Annotated in this window: 21 protein-coding genes; 20 read left to right on the top strand and 1 reads right to left on the bottom strand. The window is 73.5% G+C overall.

What is annotated here, in order from left to right:
* Nucleotides 1–58 precede the first annotated feature (58 nt).
* From AB0N29_RS00985 to sucB, 6 genes are all read left to right on the top strand, one after another.
* On the top strand, nucleotides 59–412 hold the full coding sequence (locus AB0N29_RS00985) for a hypothetical protein (protein WP_364863368.1): 354 nt from the start codon (nucleotides 59–61) through the stop codon (nucleotides 410–412).
* The gene (locus AB0N29_RS00990) at nucleotides 409–1,353 is read left to right on the top strand and encodes a hypothetical protein (protein ID WP_302269983.1); all 945 of its coding nucleotides are present in this window, start codon (nucleotides 409–411) and stop codon (nucleotides 1,351–1,353) included. Before AB0N29_RS00985 ends, AB0N29_RS00990 begins: the two co-directional genes overlap by 4 nt.
* Nucleotides 1,350–1,928: a hypothetical protein gene (locus AB0N29_RS00995; protein ID WP_364863370.1), complete on the top strand. Its 579-nt coding sequence runs from the start codon at nucleotides 1,350–1,352 to the stop codon at nucleotides 1,926–1,928. Before AB0N29_RS00990 ends, AB0N29_RS00995 begins: the two co-directional genes overlap by 4 nt.
* Before the next feature lie 285 nt (nucleotides 1,929–2,213).
* Entirely contained in the window at nucleotides 2,214–3,134 is a 921-nt protein-coding gene (locus AB0N29_RS01000) for a thiamine pyrophosphate-dependent dehydrogenase E1 component subunit alpha (RefSeq protein WP_364865413.1), read from the top strand.
* A complete protein-coding gene (locus AB0N29_RS01005) occupies nucleotides 3,131–4,162 on the top strand; it encodes an alpha-ketoacid dehydrogenase subunit beta (RefSeq protein ID WP_302269985.1) in 1,032 nt (343 codons plus the stop codon). The genes AB0N29_RS01000 and AB0N29_RS01005 overlap by 4 nt, the downstream gene beginning before the upstream one ends.
* 10 nt (nucleotides 4,163–4,172) lie before the next feature.
* Entirely contained in the window at nucleotides 4,173–5,939 is a 1,767-nt protein-coding gene (gene sucB, locus AB0N29_RS01010; protein ID WP_364863373.1) for a 2-oxoglutarate dehydrogenase, E2 component, dihydrolipoamide succinyltransferase, read from the top strand.
* A 75-nt stretch (nucleotides 5,940–6,014) separates the two neighbouring features.
* On the opposite strand, the gene AB0N29_RS01015 is transcribed toward sucB, so the two are convergent.
* Nucleotides 6,015–6,599, bottom strand: coding sequence for a TetR/AcrR family transcriptional regulator (locus AB0N29_RS01015; RefSeq protein ID WP_364863375.1), 585 nt, complete (start codon nucleotides 6,597–6,599; stop codon nucleotides 6,015–6,017).
* A gap of 367 nt (nucleotides 6,600–6,966) precedes the next feature.
* On the opposite strand from AB0N29_RS01015, the gene AB0N29_RS01020 reads away from it, so the two are divergent.
* From AB0N29_RS01020 to AB0N29_RS01085, 14 genes are all read left to right on the top strand, one after another.
* Complete coding sequence (locus AB0N29_RS01020) at nucleotides 6,967–7,575, top strand: hypothetical protein (RefSeq protein WP_364863377.1); 609 nt, start codon at nucleotides 6,967–6,969, stop codon at nucleotides 7,573–7,575.
* Between the two features lie 175 nt (nucleotides 7,576–7,750).
* Nucleotides 7,751–8,764: a cyclase family protein gene (locus AB0N29_RS01025; protein WP_302269990.1), complete on the top strand. Its 1,014-nt coding sequence runs from the start codon at nucleotides 7,751–7,753 to the stop codon at nucleotides 8,762–8,764.
* A 117-nt stretch (nucleotides 8,765–8,881) separates the two neighbouring features.
* Nucleotides 8,882–10,474 (top strand): long-chain fatty acid--CoA ligase, encoded by a 1,593-nt coding sequence (locus tag AB0N29_RS01030; RefSeq protein WP_302269991.1) that lies wholly within the window; start codon nucleotides 8,882–8,884, stop codon nucleotides 10,472–10,474.
* Entirely contained in the window at nucleotides 10,471–12,042 is a 1,572-nt protein-coding gene (locus tag AB0N29_RS01035) for a class I adenylate-forming enzyme family protein (protein ID WP_364863380.1), read from the top strand. Before AB0N29_RS01030 ends, AB0N29_RS01035 begins: the two co-directional genes overlap by 4 nt.
* Before the next feature lie 68 nt (nucleotides 12,043–12,110).
* Complete coding sequence (locus tag AB0N29_RS01040) at nucleotides 12,111–13,157, top strand: sugar ABC transporter substrate-binding protein (RefSeq protein WP_302269994.1); 1,047 nt, start codon at nucleotides 12,111–12,113, stop codon at nucleotides 13,155–13,157.
* Nucleotides 13,158–13,196: 39 nt separating this feature from the next.
* Nucleotides 13,197–14,747 carry a sugar ABC transporter ATP-binding protein gene (locus AB0N29_RS01045; RefSeq protein WP_364863382.1) on the top strand — a complete coding sequence of 517 codons (1,551 nt, stop codon included), beginning with the start codon at nucleotides 13,197–13,199 and terminating at the stop codon, nucleotides 14,745–14,747.
* 10 nt (nucleotides 14,748–14,757) lie between these two features.
* Nucleotides 14,758–15,759 carry an ABC transporter permease gene (locus AB0N29_RS01050; protein WP_302269997.1) on the top strand — a complete coding sequence of 334 codons (1,002 nt, stop codon included), beginning with the start codon at nucleotides 14,758–14,760 and terminating at the stop codon, nucleotides 15,757–15,759.
* The gene (locus AB0N29_RS01055) at nucleotides 15,756–16,589 is read left to right on the top strand and encodes an SDR family NAD(P)-dependent oxidoreductase (RefSeq protein WP_302269999.1); all 834 of its coding nucleotides are present in this window, start codon (nucleotides 15,756–15,758) and stop codon (nucleotides 16,587–16,589) included. The genes AB0N29_RS01050 and AB0N29_RS01055 overlap by 4 nt, the downstream gene beginning before the upstream one ends.
* Before the next feature lies 1 nt (nucleotide 16,590).
* Nucleotides 16,591–17,589, top strand: a complete 999-nt coding sequence (locus AB0N29_RS01060) for an alcohol dehydrogenase catalytic domain-containing protein (protein WP_364863385.1) — start codon at nucleotides 16,591–16,593, stop codon at nucleotides 17,587–17,589.
* A gap of 112 nt (nucleotides 17,590–17,701) precedes the next feature.
* Complete coding sequence (locus AB0N29_RS01065) at nucleotides 17,702–18,511, top strand: glucose 1-dehydrogenase (RefSeq protein ID WP_364863387.1); 810 nt, start codon at nucleotides 17,702–17,704, stop codon at nucleotides 18,509–18,511.
* The gene (locus tag AB0N29_RS01070; RefSeq protein WP_364863389.1) at nucleotides 18,508–19,197 is read left to right on the top strand and encodes a nitroreductase family protein; all 690 of its coding nucleotides are present in this window, start codon (nucleotides 18,508–18,510) and stop codon (nucleotides 19,195–19,197) included. Before AB0N29_RS01065 ends, AB0N29_RS01070 begins: the two co-directional genes overlap by 4 nt.
* Nucleotides 19,194–20,012 (top strand): acetoacetate decarboxylase family protein, encoded by an 819-nt coding sequence (locus AB0N29_RS01075; protein WP_364863391.1) that lies wholly within the window; start codon nucleotides 19,194–19,196, stop codon nucleotides 20,010–20,012. Before AB0N29_RS01070 ends, AB0N29_RS01075 begins: the two co-directional genes overlap by 4 nt.
* A 67-nt stretch (nucleotides 20,013–20,079) precedes the next feature.
* The gene (locus AB0N29_RS01080) at nucleotides 20,080–20,859 is read left to right on the top strand and encodes an acetoacetate decarboxylase family protein (RefSeq protein ID WP_364863393.1); all 780 of its coding nucleotides are present in this window, start codon (nucleotides 20,080–20,082) and stop codon (nucleotides 20,857–20,859) included.
* Between the two features lie 43 nt (nucleotides 20,860–20,902).
* Nucleotides 20,903–21,508 carry a TetR/AcrR family transcriptional regulator gene (locus AB0N29_RS01085; RefSeq protein ID WP_302270006.1) on the top strand — a complete coding sequence of 202 codons (606 nt, stop codon included), beginning with the start codon at nucleotides 20,903–20,905 and terminating at the stop codon, nucleotides 21,506–21,508.
* Nucleotides 21,509–21,595 lie beyond the last annotated feature (87 nt).

A 21,595-nucleotide genomic window follows, 5' to 3' on the forward strand; every position in this document is an offset into this window, starting at 1 on the left:
CGGCGTACGACCCCATTCGTCTGATCCCCGCTCCCGGGGCGCACCTGCAGGAGGAACCATGGCTTACGAAGGCATCGAGGGCGTCGACCTGGTCGAGCTCGACATCATCTCCAAGGAACGGCTCCCCGCCGTGGCGGACGACTTCCGCTCGGCCGAGAGCCTGGTCCACGAGGGCTCGACGACGGCCTTCGAGCGGTCGGGGCCGATCGGCAACTACCCGCTGGGCCCATCGGCCGAGTGGGGCCGCCTCGCCGGGCTGCTCAACGCCGCGCTCGAGACCAGCATCGGCCACCTCGACGACACCTCCGCCGCGATCCAGGTCTTCCTGGCCGACATCCTCGCGCAGGACGAGGGCGCGCAGGAGCGGATGGACAAGGCCCGCGCCGAGATGGAAGGGGTGGACCACCCGTGAGCTACGAGGAGCTCCGCAGCCACGCGGAGGAGATCAAGCGCCTGGCCATCGAGAAGACGGTCGAGGAGATCGAGGACGCCCTCGACGGCGACCCGGACCAGGACACGGCCGTGGCGATCGTCCGGCGGCAGGCCGAGGAGACCTTCGCAGGCGTCGAGGCCATCTTCGACGACTGGACCGACCTCCCCGACCCGTGGCTGCTGGGCGGAGGCACGGGGAACATCGCCGCCGCGCTTCCGTTCCTGGCCTCGTCGAGCTACCTCGACGACGCCACCGCGAACGAGTGGGCCGGGGCCGCGGGCACCTCGCACAACATCAGCCAGATCGAGCCCACCGGTGCCTTCATGCAGGGCTGGACCAGCGGGACCTCGCTCAGCTACGCCAACTTCGCGAGCCTCTTCGGCCCGGTCACCTCGAACCTCTCGATGGCGGCCCACGTGCTCAAGGGCGCCTGCGAGGCGGAGGAGGCGTTGTGGACCGAGGCCCGCAAGTCGATCGACGAGCTGGCGCACGCGACGATCGACGCCCTGGGCAGCGTCAACGACAAGGACCCGAAGGGCGTCTCGACCGCCCTCACCGTCATCGGCGCCGTCGCCGGGATCGTGGCCGTCCCCTTCACCGCCGGCGGGAGCCTGGTGGCCGCCTACTCCTTCGCCGCCATCGCCGGCGGGCTCTCGATCGGCGGGGCGTTCGTCCCGGAGGCGGAGGAGACCGCCTCCTCGATCAGCGGCAGCTCGCCCCGGGAGATCGTCGAGTCGCTGCGTGCGGAGATGACCAAGCTCAACAACGACATCATCGCCAAGGAGGACGACATCGCCCGAGCGCTGAGCGACAGCGCCGACGACTTCGAGGCCGCCTACGCGCTGGAGCCCGGGCAGTCGCCGGTGAAGATGCCGCGGCCCTCGGTGGCCGACAACCCCACGTTCGGGGGTCGCGAGTGAGCGACGTGGCGACCAACGCCCGGCGGCTGGCCGACCGCATCGCGGACTCGGTGGTCACGGTCTCCATCCCCAACGAGCGGGTCTTCGGGGAGGTGAGGGGGGAGCGACGGGTCAAGGTCTGGTTCGCGCCCGGTCACTACGCGCGGGTCGCTCCCGCACAACTGGAGCGGGAGCTCTCGACCCTCGCTCGGCTCCTCTTCGCCGCGGCCCTGCGCGAGCACGCCGTCGCGCAGAAGGAGGTCACCGGTCGCGTCTTCGAGCGGCGGATCCCGCTCGGCCGCCGCGACCGGGAGTACGCCGCGGCGCTCGAGTCGCTCGCCGCGGAGGGCGCGTCCGACGACGGGTCGGTGACGGTGCGTGCGGTCGGCCAGCAGGCCTACACCGTCGGCATCGCACCCGGTGCGCTCGACCGGCTCCCCGAGGACTCCTTCCGCCACGCCTGCGCCCAGGCGGCCGAGTCGCTGCTGCGCGACACCGAGAAGCAGGCCGCCATCGCCCGCGTGCGGATCCACGAGCCGCTGCCCGGGTTCTCCCTGGACGACCTGCGTCCCGCGGGGCGGGCGGGGCACCGCTGACCCCTCGGTCCGCCGGACCGGCCTGGGCGTGACCCGCTGCCCGGTGGCGGTGCGTCGGTGTCGCACGTCCCGGGCGGGGTAGTCCGGCACGAGCGCGCCCGTCCCGTGGGTCGGAAGGGCCCCGGTGTGCCGGACTACCCCTTCGTCGGCCGCCGCACCGCTGACCGTTGTCACGCCGGGACTGCTGTGGCATCCTTCACAGCACGCGAACCGACCGAGCGGTCGGTCTGTCGAGATCCGGAGGCGACCTTGAGCCAGCCCGCTGCTGATCGTCACTCGTTGCTCGTGGAGGTCTACCGCCAGGTCGTGACCATCCGCTTCGCCGAGCTGCGCATCCGCGAGCACGTCGAGAAGGAGGGCTTCGGGGGCTTCTGGCACCCAGGCATCGGCCAGGAGGGCCTCCAGGTCGGCGCGGTGAGCGCCATGCAGGACGACGACTACCTCTACTACGCCCACCGCGGGCTCGGGTACGCCTACGCCAAGGGGATGGCGCTCGAGGCGCTCTTCGGCGACCTCCTCGGTCGGCGGACGGGCAGCACCGGAGGCAAGGGAGGCGGCACCGTCCACTTCGCCGACGCGTCCCGGCACGTGCTGGGCCAGGGCGGCACCCTCGGCTCCAGCTTCGTGATGGGTGCCGGCACCGCGGCGGCCTCCCAGCTGCTGGGCGACGGTCGGGTCACGGTCGTCTTCTTCGGCGACGGCGCCTCCGGGCGCGGGACCTGGCACGAGGCGGCCCTGCAGGCCTCGGTGTGGAAGCTGCCGGTCGTCTGGATCTGCGAGAACAACGGCTGGGCGCTCTCCGCCCGCTTCACCGAGCAGAGCCCGACCGAGCACGTCGCCGACCGCGCCGCGGCGTACGGCATGCCCGGGGTCGTCGTCGACGGCCAGGACGCGATGGCGGTGCACGACGTGACGTCCGAGGCCATCGACCGAGCCCGGCGGGGAGAGGGCCCGACGCTGGTCGAGGCCAAGACGCTCCGCATCCGGGGGCACTACGAGGGCGACCGCCAGCCCTACCGGGACGACCCCGTGCTGGGCGATGAGATCCCCGACGACCCGGTGCACCGTCTCGGCGAGGACATCTCCGACGACGTCCGCCGCGGCATCGACGCCGAGGCCCGGACCCTGGTCGAGCAGGCCTTCGACGCGGCGCTGGCGGCGCCGCGCGCCGACCGCTCGGTGATCTTCGAGGACGTGTGGGCATGACGACGACCGGCACCGCGACGACCGGCACCGCGACCAGCACCGAGACGGACCGCGTGATCGGCTACTCGCGAGCGATCAACGAGGCGCTCGCCGAGGAGATGCGGCGCGACGAGCGCGTCTGGATGATGGGCCAGGACATCGGCCGCCTCGGTGGCGTCTTCGGGCTCACCCGGGGCCTGCTCGAGGAGTTCGGCCCGCTGCGGGTCCGCGACACCGCCATCAACGAGACCTTCATCGTCGGCGGCGCCGCCGGCGCTGCGCTCGCCGGGACGGTCCCCGTCGTGGAGCTGCAGTTCGCGGACTTCCTGTTCACGGCGGCCGACGAGATCTTCCACAAGCTCGCGAAGTGGCGCTACATGCACGGCGGGCAGTTCACGATGCCGGTCGTCGTCCGGCTGCCCTCGGGCGTCGTGGGCGGCGCCGGCGCCGAGCACTCCCAGAGCCTGGAGACGATCGCGATGCACGTCGCGGGCCTCAAGGTCGCGGTGCCCGCCACCCCCGCGGACGCCAAGGGCCTGCTCAAGGCCGCCATCCGGGACCCCGACCCCGTGCTGTTCTTCGAGCACAAGGGCCTCTACCGGGTGAAGGGACCGGTCCCGGAGTCCGACGAGCACGTGGTGCCGTTCGGCTCCGCCCGCATCGCGCGCCCGGGCGCCGACCTGACGGTCGTCGCGACCGGCCTGATGGTGGACCGCGCGGTCGCCGCCGCCGAGCAGCTGGCCCCCCGGGGCATCGACGTCGAGGTGATCGACCCGCGCACGCTCGTGCCGCTCGACATCGACACCATCGTCGCCTCGGTGGAGCGGACCCACCGCCTGCTCGTCGTCCACGAGGCCTCGCGCACCGCCGGTTTCGGGGCGGAGATCGCCGCACAGGTCCAGGAGCGGGCGTTCTTCGCCCTCGACGCGCCGGTGTGGCGGGTCTGCGGCACCGACACCCCGCTGCCCCAGGACCCCGAGCTGGAGCAGGCATGCATCCCGTCGACGGACGACATCGTCACCGCGGCGCTCGCGCTCGCGGCCATCTAGGAGCTCACCCATGGCGCACGTCCTGATGCCCCGGCTGGGCGTCTCGGTCACCGAGGGCACGGTCTCGACCTGGCTGAAGCAGGTCGGGGACCCGGTCGAGGTGGGGGAGCCGATCTGCGAGGTGGCGACCGACAAGGTCGACACCGAGATCGAGAGCACCGTCGCCGGCGTCCTCACCGAGCAGCTGTACGCCGTCGACGAGGTCGTCGCCGTCGGCGACCCGCTGGCCACCGTGGCGACCGCCGACGAGGCCCCGGCCGCCCCGCCCCCCGCCGAGCCGGCGCCCGCCGAGCCGGCCCAGCCGCCCTCGATCGTCCCGGACCCCGCCACCTTCGGCGAGGCTCCAGCGCCGACCTCGCCGCCCGCCGCGGCCTCGGCGGTGCTGATGCCCCGGTTGGGCGTCTCGGTGACCGAGGGCACGGTCTCGACCTGGCTGAAGCAGGTCGGGGACCCGGTCGAGGTGGGGGAGCCGATCTGCGAGGTGGCGACCGACAAGGTCGACACCGAGATCGAGAGCACCCTCGCCGGTGTCCTCGCCGAGCAGCTGTACGCCGAGGGGGAGGTCATCGCGGTCGGTGAGCCGCTGGCGACCGTGACCGCGGACGGCGCTGCGCCGGCGAGCGCGCCGGCGAGCGCGCCGGCTGCGGCCGCGCCGGCCGCGGCGCCGGTCGGCACGGTCCCCGCTGCACCCGCCGTCGCGGCTCCCGCGGTCCCTGCGCCGGCCGGACCGACCGTCCCGGGCGAGCCGGCCCGGCTGCGCCCCGGCCCGTTCGACCACCACCAGGCGGTCCGGCGGACCCTCGACGCCATCGCGCGCTCGGGCCGCCCGCCGGCCTCCCCGGCGGCGCGGCGGCTGGCGGCGACCGCCGGGGTCGACCTCGCCGCGGTGGCCGGCAGCGGCGGGGCCGGGCACGTCACGCGCGACGACGTGCGTCGGCACGCCGCGCAGCCCGCCGCGGTCCCCGCCGTCGCCCCGGCCGCCGTGGAGACCGTCGCGGCGCCGGTCCCCGCGCCGACCGCCCCGGCGCCGGTCGGGCCGGACGGCCTCCCGGTCGGCTACGAGGACGTGCCGTACGACGCCGTGCCGACCAGCCGCATCCGGCGGGTGACGGCCGAGCACATGTCACGCTCGCGGCGCACGGCTGCGCACATGACCACGGAGGTCGACGTCGACCTCGGGCTGCTGACCGACGTCCGGGCCCGGCTCAACGCCCAGCGGGCCGCCCAGGGACGCTCGAAGCTGTCGTTCCTGCCTTTCGTCGCCCGGGCGACCTGCGCGGCGCTCCTCGACCACCCGGACCTCAACGCGACCTTCGAGACCGAGCGGCTGCTGCGCTGGGGCGAGGTGAACCTCGGCATCGCCGTCGACACCCCGCGGGGGCTCATGGTCCCGGTGCTGCGGGGTGCCGAGCAGATGACCGTGGAGTCGCTCGGTCAGGGCATCGCCGACCTCGCCGGCCGGCTGCGGGACGGCAGGCCGGGCCCCGACGACTTCCGGGCCGGGACCTTCACGATCTCGAACCCGGGCTCGGTGGGAGCGGTCTCGGCGCCCGCGATCATCAACCAGCCACAGGTCGCGATCCTGGGGATGCCGACCATCCAGCGCCGCCCGTGGGTGGTCACGATGGCCGACGGGCAGGAGTCGATCGCGATCAGGCCGATCCTGCGGCTGGCGCTGACGTTCGACCACCGCGCGGTCGACGGAGCCGACGCCACCCGCTGCCTCGTCGACATCCGGCGGCGGCTCGAGGCGTGGGGCGTCGACGAGTACCGCTGACCCGCGACCGGGCGTGCGGCACGCCCCTCCGTCCACGGGACGAGGGGCGTGCCGCGGGCGCGGGAGTGCCCGGCGTCAGGCCGGCGGGGTCGCCCGCGCGGTCGGCAGCGGCAGCTGGTCGGTGCCCAGGCCGTAGACCAGGAAGTTCCAGAACTGGTACGCCAGCTCGCGCGAGCGCAGCCGGCCACCCGGCCGGTACCACTGGTAGGCCCAGTTGCACATGCCGAACGTCGCGAGCGCGGCCAGGTGGGCGTCGGCGGACCTGAAGACGCCGGACTCGATGCCGGCGGCGATCAGGTCCTCCACGATGCGCTCGTAGCGGTCCCGCTTCTCCTTGATCGGGCCCCGCGCCTCGGGCGGCAGCTCGCGGTGGTGCTCGAAGAACACGCGGACGTGGCCGCGGTGCGTCTCCATCAGCTCCAGGATGTCGGCCATCACCTCCAGCAGCAGCTGCTCGGGCCGCAGGCCGGTCTCCGCGCGCGCCTCGTGCCGCTCGATCAGCAGGTCGATGAACTCGCCGTGGATGGCGTGGAGGATGTCGTCCTTGCTCGGGAAGTAGTGGTACAGCGTCGGCTTGGCGACGCCGACGTCCTTCGCGATGTCGTCCATCGTCGTGTTGGAGTACCCGGACTGGTCGAACAGGCCGGCCGCTCTCGTCACGATCTGCTGACGTCGTTCGGTCGACGACATGCGGCGTCGGGCCGCTCTGTCCACTGTCTTCACGTGCGCGCGTCCTTCCGTGGCTGACGAGGTGTGACTGTAGTGCTCGTCAGCGCGACAACCGACCGGCTGGTCGGGAGATTCCCAATGACGGGTTCAGGTCGGCTCGCGGGTCGGTCACGCGTCGGCGACCGCCAGCGAGCCTCGGGCCATGGTTCCCGCAGGGGTCCGGGCGCGTCAAGCGGCGGTGAGCCTCGAAGATTTTGTGACCGGCGCCACGAGAACCCCTTGACAGTGTGATCGGGGTTACCTAGCGTCCCACCCAGTGAACCGACCGACGAGTCGGGTGGATCGAGGGGGCAAACCGATGGATCGAGCAGTCGTCTCGTTCGGCACCGCGGCACGCGGCGCCAGCTCTGCGGTCCTGGTCGACCGGTCGTGCGGGCGGTGCTCGACCTGCCGGTCGGGTGCGGGGCTCTGGTGCTCGGCCCCGGTCGACCACGGGCGCGTCGTCGGACCCGACCTGCCGGCCGCGGCCGCCGAGCGGCTGCGCACGGCGGTGCTCGCCGCCGCCGCCCTCCTGGAGGCGCCGGCCGCACGCACGACGCTCGTCGTGACCGAGCCCGGGTCGCCGACCGCGGTGCTCGCCGAGCGTCTGGTCGACGGCTTCGTGCTCGCCACGCCCTGTCTCACCGACGACGCCGTCCGGGCGCAGGTCGCCGGCCGCGAGCCGTCCGGGCGGGCCGCGGTCGTCGTGGCCGGGGCCGATGTCCGGTCGGCCGTCCGCGCCGTACGTCGCGGGGGGCACGTCTGCGTGCCGCCCGTGTCGCCCATGTCGCCGACCGCGGGGCCGAGCCGGCCGAGCGTGACCGAGCTCGTCCAGCGCGAGGTCACCCTCCTGGCCCCCCGGCAGGTCACCGACGTGGTGGACCGGCTCGCCGCACCCGACTGGGGCGCGGCGATCGCCGCCGCCTGACGCGGCTCGACCGCGACGCCGGGCCGGACCGTCACCCCCCGCAGCAACCCCCGCAGCAACCCCCGCAGCAACCCCCGCAGCAGTCCCCGCAGCAGTCCCCGCAGCAGTCCCCGCAGCAACCCTCGCAGCAATCCCGCAGCAATCCCGCAGCGATCCCGAGCACAGGAGGAAACACATGGGCCGCACCGCAGATGGCAAGTGGTCGGACGAGTGGACCCCGCCGGTCTTCTCCGTCGACGCCAACGGCAAGGTCATCGGCTACGTCAACGACCGGACCCCGAACAACTGGGGGCGCTGGGGCGACCTCGACGAGAAGGGCACCGCGAACCTGCTCACCCCCGAGCGGGTGGCCGCGGCAGCCCGGCTCATCGAGACCGGGAAGGTCGTCAGCTGCGCGATCCCGCTGGACAGCACCGGCCCCGTCCACCCCACGCGGACCGGCGTCGTGCACCTCTACGGCTACACCGGCTCCGACTTCGTCGCCGGCACCAAGGCCGGGCAGGACTACCCCAACTTCCAGGGCACCGACGACTACATCTTCATGCCGCTGCAGGGCAGCACCCAGTGGGACGGCCTCTCCCACTTCTTCTACAAGGACACGATGTTCAACGGCTTCTGGATCGGCAACGTCGAGTCCTACGCCGGCGCCCGGCGCGGCTCGATCCACCAGATGAAGGACACCCTCGTCGGCCGTGGCGTCCTGCTCGACCTGCCCAAGCACAAGGGCCTCGACCGGCTGCAGCCGCAGTACGGCATCACGCCCGACGACCTCGACGCGTGCGCCGAGGCCCAGGGCGTGACGATCGGCGAGGGCGACATGCTCGTCATCCGCACCGGGCACGTGCCGTGGTACTACCAGCTCGAGGACAAGATGGAGTACTGGAAGGTCGGTGCTCCGGGCATCACGCGGGCCGTCGTGGACTGGCTGGCCGAGAAGGACGTCGCGTCCCTCGCGATGGACAACATCGCGGTCGAGGTCGAGCCGCACGAGGAGCCGTTCGAGCACGTCTACCCGCTCCACGCGCGCCTGATCCGCGACCTCGGCCTCACCCTCGGCGAGGTGTGGTGGCTCGAGGACCTCGCCGCGACCTGTGCCGAGCTCGGCCGCTACGAGTTCTTCCTCTCCGCGCCGCCGCTGAACGTCACCAACGCGTCCGGCTCCCCGGCGAACCCCGTCGCGGTCTTCTGAGCCGCCGCCCGGGTCGGGCCGGTCTCCCGCCGGCCCGACCCGGTGCCCGACCCCGTGCCCGACCCCCTCCGCACCCCGAACCTCTCCCGGACCGCCTGCACACCTGAGGAACAGCGCATGCACACCACGCACCACGACAGCGGGCTCTCCCGCAGCCGCCGGCTCGTCCTCGGCGAGATCCTGGCGCGCAACGCCCGTCGGGCGCCGGCGCGGACGGCGGTCGTCTTCGAGGACGCCTCGCTGACCTTCGCCGAGCTCGACGAGCGGACCAACCGGCTCGCGAACGCCCTGGCCGACCGGGGCGTCGGCCACGGCGACAAGGTCGCGGTGCTGATGTACAACCGGCTCGAGGTCGTCGAGTCCTTCTTCGCCTGCCAGAAGCTCGGCGCCTGCCCGGTGCCGGTGAACTTCCGCCTGGCGCCCAGCGAGCTGGCCTACGTCCTCGAGGACTCCGACGCCGTCGCGCTGCTCACCGACGGCGAGCTCACCGCGCTCGCGCTGGAGTCGACCGCCGGCCTGGACGCCGTCCGGCTGGTCGCGACGACCGGTGCACCGGAGGGGCGCGCGGAGTCCTACGAGGAGCTGCTCGCGAGCGGGTCGGCCGCTGCGCCGGACGTCGACGTGGCCGAGGAGGACCTCGCGTTCCTCATGTACACCTCCGGCACGACCGGCCGCCCCAAGGGCGCGATGCTGACCCACCAGAACCTGCTCAGCAACACCGTCAACTGGATCCTCGAGATGGAGGCCCGCCCCGGGGACAGCTGGCTCTCGGGCCTGCCGCTCTTCCACATCGGCGGCGTCAACGGCCTGCTGCCGTTCATCTACCTGGCGGGCACCTGCATCATCACCCCCTCCACCGGGTTCGACCCGGAGGAGTCGCTGCGGCTCCTCGAGCGGCACCGGCCGTCGATGTGCTACTTCGTGCCCACCCAGTGGCAGCAGATCTGCGAGCTGCCCCGGGCGCGCGAGATCGACACCTCCAACCTGCGCCGCGCGCTGTGGGGCGCCTCGCAGGCGCCGCCGAGCACGCTCGAGCTGCTCGTCGCGACGTTCCCCACCGTCGGCATCGTCAACGCCTTCGGGCAGACCGAGATGTCGTCCAACACCTGCTTCCTCAAGGCCGACGACGCCGTGCGCAAGATGGGCTCGGTCGGGCTGCCGGCCGTCAACGTCGAGGTCCGCATCGTCGACGAGGTGGGCCGCGACGTCGCCCGCGGCGAGGTCGGCGAGATCGTCTACCGCGGCCCGACGGTGATGAAGGGCTACTACAAGCTGCCCGAGGCGACGGCCGATGCGTTCCGCGGCGGGTGGTTCCACAGTGGGGACCTCGTCCGGCAGGACGACGAGGGCTTCATCTACGTGGTCGACCGGGTCAAGGACATGATCATCAGCGGCGGCGAGAACATCTACCCCGCCGAGGTCGAGCGCGCGGTCGAGCGGCACCCCGCCGTACGGGAGGTCGCCGTCGTCGGCGTGCCGCACCCGCGGTGGGTGGAGACGCCGGTCGCGGTGGTGGTGTCCAAGGACGAGGAGCGTCCGCCCGCCGAGGAGGTCCTGGAGTTCCTGCGCGCCGACCTCGCGTCGTACAAGAAGCCCTCGGCGGTCGTGTACGTCGACGAGCTGCCCCGCAACGCCTCGGGCAAGGTCCTCAAGCGGACCCTGCGGGACAGCTACTGGGAGCTGTTCGCGGCGACGGGGCAGACCGAGTGAGCACGCCGCCGGTCGCGACCCGCACCGACGCCCGCGGGATCCGCCACTACGACGTGCCGCTGCCGGCCGACCTGGTGGACATGCTGCGACGGACGGTCGCCGCGCGCGGCGACCACCCTGCGTTCCTGGTGCCCGGGGGAGCCGCCACCTGGGCGGAGGTCGGCGCGGAGACCGACGGCCTGGCCCGCCGGATGCGCGGCGCCGGGGTCGACGAGGGGGACCGGGTGGCCGTCCTGGCCGGCAACGGGCTGCCGTTCACGGTCGCCGTGCTGGCGACGTGGACCGCCGGCGCGATCGCCGTCCCGCTCAACCACCGGCTGACGCCGACGGACCTCGCCGCGCTGCTGCAGGACAGCGGGGCGCGCCTGCTCCTGGTCGGCGACGGCCTGGAGGACGCCGCGGCGCGGGCGGTCGCGGCCGCCGGGACCGGTGAGGTGCGGGTCGAGAGCACCGACGGCGACGGCCGCTTCCTGGCGGGCCGGCCGGCCGGGGACCTCCCCGCCGCCACGCCCGGCACGGACGCGCCCGCGGCGGTGATGTACACCTCCGGCACCACCGGTCGGCCCAAGGGCGTGGTCATCAGCCACGGCAACGCGCTCCAGAACGCCGTCACCTGCACGACCGTGATCGGGCGGCGCCCTGAGGACGTCGAGCTGGTGATGGTCCCGCAGTTCAACATCACCGGTCTCTGCTCCCAGACGGTCCCGGTGGTCCTGCTCGGCGCCACGGCGTACCTCCTCGACGGCTTCGAGGCCGGCCGGGCCCTCGACGCGGCCCGCGACCACGCCTGCACCTCCACCGTGGGTGCCCCCACGATGTGGTGGCGGCTGCTCGAGCGCGCCGCCGAGCGGGACGACGACGCGCTGGCCGGCCTCCGGCTGGCCCTCTTCGGGGGCGCGCCGATGCCGACCGCCCTGCTGCAGCGGATGCGCGCGGCCATGCCGCTGGCGACCCTCGGCAACGGCTTCGGGATGACCGAGACCTGCTCGATGATCACCTACGTCGGCGGGGAGGACGCCGTGCGGATGCCGCACAGCGTCGGCCGGCCACTGCCGCTCACCGAGCTGCGGCTGCGCCGGCCGGGCACCGACGAGGACGCCGGACCCGACGAGATCGGCGAGATCGTCGTCCGCGGCGGCCAGGTCGCCCTCGGCTACTGGGGCGCCGACGGCCCGACGCCGCTCACCGACGAGGACGGCTGGATCTCCACCGGCGACGCAGCGGTGCTCGAGGACGGCTTCGTGGTCCTGCGAGACCGGCTCAAGGACGTCATCAAGCGGGGCGGGGAGTCCGTCTTCAGCTTCGAGGTCGAGAACGTCCTCCACCAGCACCCGGGAGTCCTCGACGCCGCCGTCGTCGGCGTCCCGGACGAGCAGTACGGCGAACGCGTGGTGGCCCACGTCGTCGCCAAGCCGGGATCGGACCTCACACCCGACGAGCTCCGTTCCTTCTGCCGCGACCACCTCGCCCACTTCAAGGTGCCCGCGGCGGTCGAGATCCGCGACGAGCTGCCGCGCAACCCCGGCGGCAAGGTCGTGAAGTCCCAGCTCCGCGGCGCCGACGCATGACCGCCCGGCGCCCCACCCACACCACCACCTCCTGGACCCAGTTCCACCTTGCCCTGAAGGAGCACGGAATGAAGCGCACCCTCCGCCTGACGGCGGCCGCCCTCGCGGTCTCCCTCTCGCTCGTCGGCTGTTCCATGGACAGCGACGACGAGCCGAGCAGCAACAACACCGGCAACAGCGACGGCGACAGCGGGAGCAGCGGCGAGGCCGGGGGCCCGGTCGAGGACCTCTCCGTCGGCTTCGTCGCGGTCAACCTCAACTCCCCGAGCATCAACGGCATCAAGGACCAGTTCGTCGAGGCCGCCGAGGAGAAGGGCTGGTCGGTCGAGGTCTTCGACGGTCAGGGGGACCAGGCCGCCACGAACAACGCCGCCAGCGACCTGATCAGCCGCGGCGTCGACGTCATCGTCAACAACTCCTCGCCCAACGCCCAGATGACCGGCGTGATGAAGGAGGCCGACGCGGCGGGCATCCCGTTCGTCTCGATCTACGGCGGCTTCGTCGAGGGCGTGGACGCCGAGATCGGCACCAACGAGTTCATCAACAGCGCGCTGATGACCGCCGAGATGGCCAACCGCCTCGAGGGCAAGGGCCGCGTCGTGAAGCTGAACTGGACCGTGCTCCAGGCCCTGCGCGATCGGGACGCCGGCTTCAACGCCGTCATGAGCGAGAACCCCGACATCGAGGTGGTCCGGGAGATCGAGGTCAAGGTGCCGGGCCAGGTCGACGACACCTACGCCCAGCTGACCAACCTGCTGCAGTCGGACAAGGACATCGACGCGATCTGGCTGGGCTGGGACGAGCTGGCCCCGCCAGCCGTGCGCGCGATCAAGGAGGCCGGGCTGGAGGACAAGGTCTTCGCGGTCGGCTTCGACGGCAACTCCTTCGCCTGGGACCTGATCCGGGAGGGCTCGCCGTACAAGATGGAGCCGGCGAACCCCTTCCCGCTCATGGGCGCCAAGGCGGTCGAGACCATCGAGACGATCGTCGGCGGCGGCACGCTGCCCAGCAAGGTCGTCTACATGAAGCCGTGCCTCGTCAACGAGGAGACGGTGCCGGCCGAGGGCGAGGAGCCCGACTGGGAGAACTGCGCCTTCTTCCCCGGCGACATCTGAGCCGGCCGACCCATCCACCACAGGCGACAGGCACCTGACGTGACGACACAGCACGAGCCGGGGCGGGACCCCGCCGCCCGCCCCGGCCCGCTCCTGACGGTCCGCGACGCGGTCAAGGACTACCCGGGCACGCGGGCGCTCGACCACATGGACTTCTCCCTCGACGCCGGTGAGGTGCACGCCCTCCTCGGCGAGAACGGTGCGGGCAAGTCCACCCTCATCAAGGCCCTGGCCGGGGCCATCCAGCTGACGTCGGGGACCGTCGAGATCGACGGCGCCGAGGTCGACGTGCGGAGCCCGCAGCGGGCCCAGGCCCTCGGGGTCTCGGTGGTGCACCAGCACGGCAACCTCGTGCCGGAGCTCTCGGTCACCGAGAACGTCCTGATGGTCGAGGGACTCGGCCGCCGCGCCGGCGTCCTCGTCGACTGGCGCCGGGCCCACCGGCGCACCCGCGAGCTGCTGGACCGGGTGGGCCTGCCCGACCTCGACCCGCACCGGGAGGTCAACAGCCTCGGGCCGCACCAGCAGGCGATGGTCGCGGTGGCCAAGGCGCTGGCGAGCAACGCGCGCGTCATCATCCTCGACGAGCCGACGACGTCGCTGCAGCCCGCGGAGGTCGACACCCTCTTCGCCCAGATGCGCCGGCTGGCCGAGGAGGGGATCGGGTTCGTCTTCGTCACCCACCGGCTCAACGAGGTCTTCAAGGTCTGCGACCGGATCACCGTCATGCGCGACGGCGGCCTGGTCGGCACGTGGCCGGCCGCCGAGCTCGACCACGACCGTCTCGTCGACCAGCTCGTCGGAGCGGAGAAGGCGATCGCCCACGAGGCGTTCACCGCGACCGCACCACCGCGCGAGGTGGTCCTGGAGGTGCGCGACCTGCGCGGGGACGTGCTGCGTGGCGTCGACCTCCAGGCACGCGCGGGCGAGGTCGTCGGCATCGCCAGCCTGCCCGGGGAGGGCGCCGGGGAGGTCGTGGAGTCGTTGTACGGCATCCGCCGCTCCCAGGGCGACGTCCTCGTCGAGGGCACGGTGCGCCGGATCCGCAGCCCGCAGCAGGCGGTCGCGGCGGGGATGGCGCTCGTGCCGCGGGACCGCCTCGCGCAGGGGCTGGTCAGCGAGCTGTCGGTCCGGGAGAACGCCACGCTGGCGTCCACGGCGTCGTACCGCACCGACCCCGTCCTGCGCATCATGCGCCGGGGCCGGGAGCGCAGCGAGGTCGCGGAGGTCATGGCCCAGCTCAGCCTGAAGAGCGGCGGGCTCGAGACCGAGGTCCGCACGCTCTCGGGCGGCAACCAGCAGAAGGTCGTCATCGGCCGGTGGCTGCTGCGGCGGGCCAAGGTCTACCTGCTCGACTCGCCCACCGCCGCGGTGGACGTCCACACCAAGGCCGAGATCTACGGCCTGGCCCGCAGCCTCGCCGACGGCGGCGCGGCGGTGGTCTTCACCTCCACCGAGCTCGAGGAGTTCGTCCGCGTCTGCGACCGGGTCCTCGTGCTCCACGACGGAGCGGTCGTCGGCGAGCTCGCCGGCGACGACATCACCGTCAACTCGATCATGCGACTGTCCTTCGGGAGGAAGAGTGTCTAGCTCAGCAGCAGTGGCCGAGTCGCCCCGCGCGACCGGCCCCCGGCGGGAGACGACGACGAGCGACAAGCTCATCGACGTCGTCAGCCGCTACGGAACCATCGCCAGCCTGGTGGCGTGCATCGCGATCTTCAGCCTGCTGAAGCCCGACGTCTTCGCGACCAGCCAGAACTTCTTCAACATCCTCAACCAGGTCTCGATCCTCGGCATCATCGCGCTCGGCCTCACCGTCGCGCTGGTCCAGGGCCTCTTCGACCTCAGCCTGGCCGGCATGGCCACCCTGGGCGGGTTCCTCGCCTGCAAGTGGCTCTCCGAGGGGACGATCGGCAGCCCGGTCCTCGCGGTGGTCGCGGTCATGGCGCTGGCGCTGGTGATCGGCGCCTTCAACGGCGTGGTCGTGGCGTACGGCGGCGTGTCGGCGTTCATCGTCACCCTCGCCGTCGGCTCGATCCTGACCGGCGTCGTGCTGGGCGTCTCGGACTCCCAGACCATCCTCTCCGGCATCCCCGACGGGTTCCTCGTCATGGGCCAGGGCGAGATCGGGCCGGTCCCGGCGCCGGTCGTCTTCCTCGCCGTGGTGGCCGTGGTCCTCTACGTCTTCCTCGAGCAGACCCAGCTCGGGCGCCACATGTACGCCATCGGCGGCAACGCCGAGACCGCGCGCCTCTCGGGCATCCCGGTCCGCCGCTACGCCCTCCTGGCGCTGGGGATCTCCGCGGCCTGCGCTGCGCTCGGCGGCATGATCGTGGCCGCGAACCTCGGCGTCGGCCGCCCGCAGGGCGTCGGGGACACCTACCTCCTCGACTCCTTCGCCGCCGCGTTCATCGGGGCGTCGACGCTGCGGCCCGGCCGGTTCCACATCCTCGGCACGGTCATCGGCGTGCTCCTCATCGGCGTCATCAACAACGGGCTGTCGATCATGGGCGTCGAGACGTTCTGGCAGTACGCCGTCCGCGGCATCATCCTGCTGCTCGCCGTCTTCGCCGCCAGCTTCCTGGTGATGAGGCGCCGATGAGCCAGCAGCGGCCCCGCGTCGTCGTCGTCGCCGGCGGCGCCCGCGCCGGCGGCATGGGACGGGCCATCGCGGAGTCGTTCCTCCGGCAGGGGGACACCCTGGTGCTCTCCGACGTGGGGGCGCCGCTGGCCAGCCACCCCGACTACGAGGTGGCGCCGCCCGACCACCTGGCGACGGCCGCCGCCGAGCTGTCCGCGCTGGGACCGGTGACCGCCCAGCCGTGCGACGTGACGAGCGAGGAGCAGGTCCGCGCGCTCTTCGACGCCGCGGTCGCCGAGCACGGGCGGGTCGACGTGCTGGTCAACTGCGCCGGGCTCGCCATCGGCCTGTCCCCGGTCACCGAGCTCTCGCTCGCGGACTGGCGGGTCAACCTCGAGGTGATGGCGACCGGAGCCTTCCTCTGCGCCCGCGAGGCAGCCCGGCGGATGGTGCCGCAGGGCAGCGGACGCATCATCACCATCGCCTCCCAGGCCGGGAAGACCGGCCAGCCGCTGCTCGCGGCGTACTCCGCCGCGAAGTTCGCCGTCATCGGGCTGACCCAGTCGATGGCCGCGGAGCTCGGCGAGCACGGCGTCACCGTCAACGCGATCTGCCCGGGCACCATCGACACCCCGCTGCTGGCGGTCCGGGGCGGCGTCTACGAGACGTTCTCCGGCGCGGCCGGCCGCACCGAGGAGGACTACCGCCGCCGGCTGGCCCGGCAGATCCCGGCCCGCCGGTTCGGGACGCCCGAGGACGTCGCCGCCGCGGCGCTCTACCTCGCCTCCGACGGCGCGTCGTTCGTCACCGGCGAGGCGCTCAACGTCACCGGTGGACAGGAGATGCACTGAGATGCCCCACCCGCTGGGAGTCGTCCTGCACGCCCCGCAGGACGTGCGCACCGAACCGCTCGAGCAGCCGCCCGTCGGGCCCACCGACGTGCTGCTCGACGTGGAGGCGTGCGGCGTCTGCGGGTCCGACCTGGCCTCCTACGCCCACGGGCACTACGTCGAGCCGGGCCAGGTGATGGGCCACGAGCTCTCCGCCACCGTCGCCGTCGCCGGGGAGGCGCTGTCGGGCCTCGAGCCGGGCACCCGCGTGGCCGTGCGCCCCATGCGCTCGTGCGGCCGGTGCGCCTACTGCCGCGACGGGGACACCCACCTGTGCGGCGCCACCGCCGGGCGCTCCCTCGGCTACGGCGCCCAGGGCGCGTTCGCCCAGCAGCTGCACCTCCCGGACGTCGAGGTCGGCCGCGACGTGGTACCCGTGCCGGCCGGCACCGACCCCTTCGACCTGCTCTGGGCCGAGCCGCTCGCCGTCGCGCTCCACGCCGTGCGCCTCGCCGGGGGCACCGCGAACGAGCGGGTGCTCGTCACCGGCGCCGGCGCCGTCGGACTGACCGTCGCGGCCGCGGCGATCGCCCAGGGGATCACCGTCCACGTCGTCGAGCCCGTCGAGCACCGCCGCGAGGCGGCCGAGCGGCTCGGGGCGACGGTCTCGGTGCCCGGCGAGCCCACCGAGGGCGCGCCCCACGACGCACTGCTCGACGCCTCCGGCGTCCCGGCCGCGGTCACCGCGGCCCTGCCCCTGCTCGCGCCGACCGCCCCCGTGGTGCTCGTCGGGCTGGACGACGCCCCCGTCCCGTGGCCGGTCGGCGCCCACCGGCTCACCGGGTCCTTCGGGTACGTCGACGCCGACTTCGCCACCGCCGTGGACCTGATCGTCGCCGGCCGCGTCGTGCTCGGCGACCTGGTCACCCACCGCTACCCGCTGGAGCAGGCCGGCCGTGCGCTGGACGCACCCCGGCCGGAGGACCACGTCGTCAAGGCGGCGATCGTGCCGCGCGCCTGACCCCGCCCCGGCCAGCCGGGCGGCCTCCGCCGCCGGCGGCCCCCACCCGCCCCCCGCGCCTGAACCGGCACGCTGCCGCGGCTCCCGCCCGCACCTGCCGCTAGGAGATCCGATGACCGTCCCCACCACCCCCACCGCCGTCCCGGGCCCGCCGCGCTCCTCGGTGGCCTTCGACCTCACCGACCACCGCGTCTGGGTCACCGGCGCCAGCCGGGGACTCGGCCGGGCGATGGCGCTCGGCTTCGCCGCCGCCGGCGCCCGGGTCGCGCTCACGGCCCGGTCGGCCGACACGGTCCAGCAGGTGGCCGACGAGATCGAGGAGCTCGGCGGCAAGCCGCTGGTGCTGGTCGGCTCGGTCTCCGACAGCGCCGCGGTCAGCGCGGCGGTGGAGGCCGTCCGGGAGAGCTGGGGCGGCCTCGACGCCCTGGTGAACTCCGCCGGCGTGAGCCCGATCTTCAAGCGCGCCGAGCTGGTCGACGACGAGGAGTGGCGCCACGTCCTCGAGGTCAACGTGACCGGGTCGTTCCTGTGCGCCCGCGAGGCCGGGAAGCTGATGCTCGACGGCGGCGGGGGAGCGGTCGTCAACATCTCCAGCATCCACGGCCAGGTCGGCATGGAGCGGATGGCGGCGTACTCCGCCAGCAAGGGTGCGATCGACGCGCTCACCCGCACGCTCGCACTGGAGTGGGCCGAGCGCGGCGTACGCGTCAACACGCTGTCGCCCGGCTACTTCGAGACCGACATGACCGAGGCGCTGCGCGGCCACCGGAAGTGGCGGGGCCACCTGCTCTCCAAGATCCCGCTCGGCCGGTTCGGCGTCCCCGAGGAGATCGTGTCGGCGGCGCTGTTCCTCGCCTCCGACGCCTCCGGCTTCATGACCGGCTCGAACATGGTCGTCGACGGCGGGTGGACCGCGGCATGAGCGTCGTGCCTGACGTCGGCGTGTGGGAGGCGCTCTACACGACCCGGGCGATGCGGCGGATGCGGCCCGATCCCGTGCCGGTCGACGTGCAGGCCAGGATCATGGACGCCGCGGTCCGGGCCCCCAGCGGCGGCGACACCCAGGCCTGGCGGTTCCTCCTCGTCGACGAGAGGGAGGTGCTCGCCCGGCTCTCCGGGCCCTACCGGGAGGCGGTCGCGCTGCTGTGGCGCGGCCACTACGCCGGCCAGGTGGCGGCGGCCGAGGCCGAGCCGGAGGCCGCGGCATCGGTGCGGTTCCGGCGCCTGCAGGCCAGCGTCCAGCACCTCGCCGACCACTTCGAGGACGTGCCGCTGCTCTTCTTCGCCTTCTCCCGTGGCGACCGCGACGGCAGCTCGACCTACCCGGCGGTCTGGTCCGCGATGCTCGCCGCCCGCGCGCAGGGCGTCGGCAGCGCGATGACCAACGTGCTGGACGTCTTCCGCCCCGACACCACCAAGGCGGTGCTCGGCGTGCCGCCGGACCGGGGGTGGACGCTCGCGGCGACCGTCGCGATGGGCTACCCGCTCGGCCGCTGGGGCGTCGCCCCGCGACGGCCGGCGCACGAGGTCACCTACCGCAACCGGTGGGGCGAGCCGGCCGGCTTCGACACCTCCGAGCCGCTCTGGTCACCGGACGGGCCGGCGTGACCGCGCCCGCACTGCCGCCGGTCGTCATGCCTGTCTCCGAGCCTGTCTCCATGCCGGTCTCCATGCCGGTGGCCGCGCCGCTCTACCCACCGCCGCCCTACGAGTTCCGCGCCGCCCGGCAGACCTGGGTGGTCTACGAGTCCGACCCCGGCCCGCTCGCGGCGTACCTCCCGGCCGGCGTCGTGCCGGACAGCGACCCGGCGGTCTGCGCGGCCTGGGCGTGCCACTACCCGACCTCGACGTTCGGTCCCTACCTCGAGGCCTACCTCGTCGTCCGCGTCCGGGTCGGCGACGAGCGCTTCTGGTACCAGCCGGTGATCGTCACCGACGCCGAGGCGCCGATGGCGGCGGGCCGGGAGCTGTGGGGGTACGGCAAGAAGCTGGCCGCGATCACCTGGTCCGGCCGCGACGGCGGCGGGCCCGGCACCGAGCAGCTGGTGATGACGGTCGAGCGACCGCGCGGCGTGCGCCTGATGACCCTGTCGGTGCTGCCCGAGCGGCTGCTCGGCCCCGAGGAGCTGGTCTCGCTCCGGACCGCGGAGCTGCTGCCCACGCTGAGCCACCGCCTGCTGCCGGCCTCCGAGCCGGGCCGCGGCCCGGTGGTCGACGAGCTCGTCGCCGTGGACGTGCGCGCCCGGTCGCACCGCGGCGCCGACGGGCGGCCGGAGCTGTGGCGCGGGCGGGGCGCGGTCGAGCTCGGCGCGGGCAGCGCCGCCGACCCGTGGCACGTGTTCGCGCCGCTGCGCGTGCTCGACGCCTTCACCGCGCTCACCGACTTCACCCTGCCCCTCGGGCGCGTGGTCGCCCGTCCCTGAGCGCCGGCGCCCGCCCGCCCCGCCCACGCGCCCGTTCGTCCACCCGTCCCCGAAGAAGGAGGCCCCCATGGGCTACCGCCGTACCCCCGAGGAGCTCGCCGCCGTCCGCGCGACCCTCGCCGACGTCGAGTTCGTCGGCGGGGAGTCGCTGAGCGTCGACTTCCTGACCCGCCCCGACGTCGTCCGCGACATCCTCCCCGCCGAGCTCGACCCGGGCGCCGAGCCGCGGGTGACCGTGCAGGTCAGCCGGTGGCGCAGCAGCTGCGTCGGCGACTTCGCGGCGTCCGCGGTCTACGTCAGCGCCAGCCACCGCGGCGTCGCCGGTGACTACGTGCTGACGATGTGGATGGACGACGACGTGCCGCTGCTCTTCGGACGCGACCTCTACGGCGAGCCGAAGAAGATCGGCACCTCGACGCTCTGGCGCAACGACGGTCACATGACCGGCGCCCTGGAGCGCCACGGCACCCGGCTCGTGGAGATCGAGGCCGACCTCGGGCCGGACCGCGGACCCACCGAGGTCGTGGGACGCAACTTCAACGTCAAGTACGAGCTCTGCCCGGGCGGCGACGCGCTCGCCGGGCCGCCGACCCTGATGATGGCCGAGTTCGCCCAGCGCACGACCCTCGTCCGCAAGGGCCCGGCCGTCCTGCGGCTGACCGGCACCGTCCACGACCCGCTCGACGACCTCGAGGTGCTCGAGCTGCGTGACGCGGTCTACGTGGAGACCGGCATGAAGGCCACCTGCGTGCCGCTCGGCCCGATGGACCCCGACGCCTTCCTCCCGCTCGCGCTGGGCCGCTCGGACCACTGGCCGGCGCTGGCGACGGCCCACCTGCCCGGGTGAGCCGAGCCGGAGCCGTCGGCACCGGCCTCCCTAGAGTGGGGGCATGACGGCTCCGGGAGTGGCGGACTGGCGCACCTACGACGCGCCGGCCCTGCCGCGGGTGCTGGACGCCGCGCTCCAGCGGTTCGCCGAGCAGGGCTACCACGGGACGAGCATCCGCCACCTCGCCGCCGACGCGGGGCTCTCGGTGCCGGGCGTCTACCACCACTACCGGTCCAAGCAGGAGATCCTGCTCGCGCTGATGATGGCGGTGATGGACGAGCTGCTCGAGCGCAGCGCCGCGGCGCTCGCCTCGGCACCCGAGGACCCCTCCGGCCAGTTCGACGCGCTGGTCGAGTCGCTCCTGCGCTTCCACATGTTCCGTCGGCGGCAGGCGTTCGTGGGCTCGAGCGAGATCCGCAGCCTGCTGCCCGAGAACCGGGCTCGCTACGTGGAGCGCCGCGACGAGCAGCAGCGGATGCTGGACCGCATCGTCGTCGGCGGGGCCGAGGCGGGGGTCTTCGGTACGCCGTACCCGCTGGACGCGGCGCGGGCGGTGGCGACGCTCTGCGTGGGCGTGGCGTCCTGGTACCGCGAGGAAGGCCCGCTCGCGGCGGACGAGCTGGTCCACCGGCACCTGGTGCTGGCACGGGGGCTCGTCGGCGCCTGACCGTCCCCTCCGGCGTTGACGGGCCGGGTCGACCGCTGCGAGACTGACCGAGCGAGCGATCGGTCGGCCGACTGCGCGCCCGCCCGA

Source organism: Nocardioides sp. NPDC092400 (assembly GCF_040684155.1).
In the GTDB taxonomy this organism is placed as follows: domain Bacteria; phylum Actinomycetota; class Actinomycetes; order Propionibacteriales; family Nocardioidaceae; genus Nocardioides.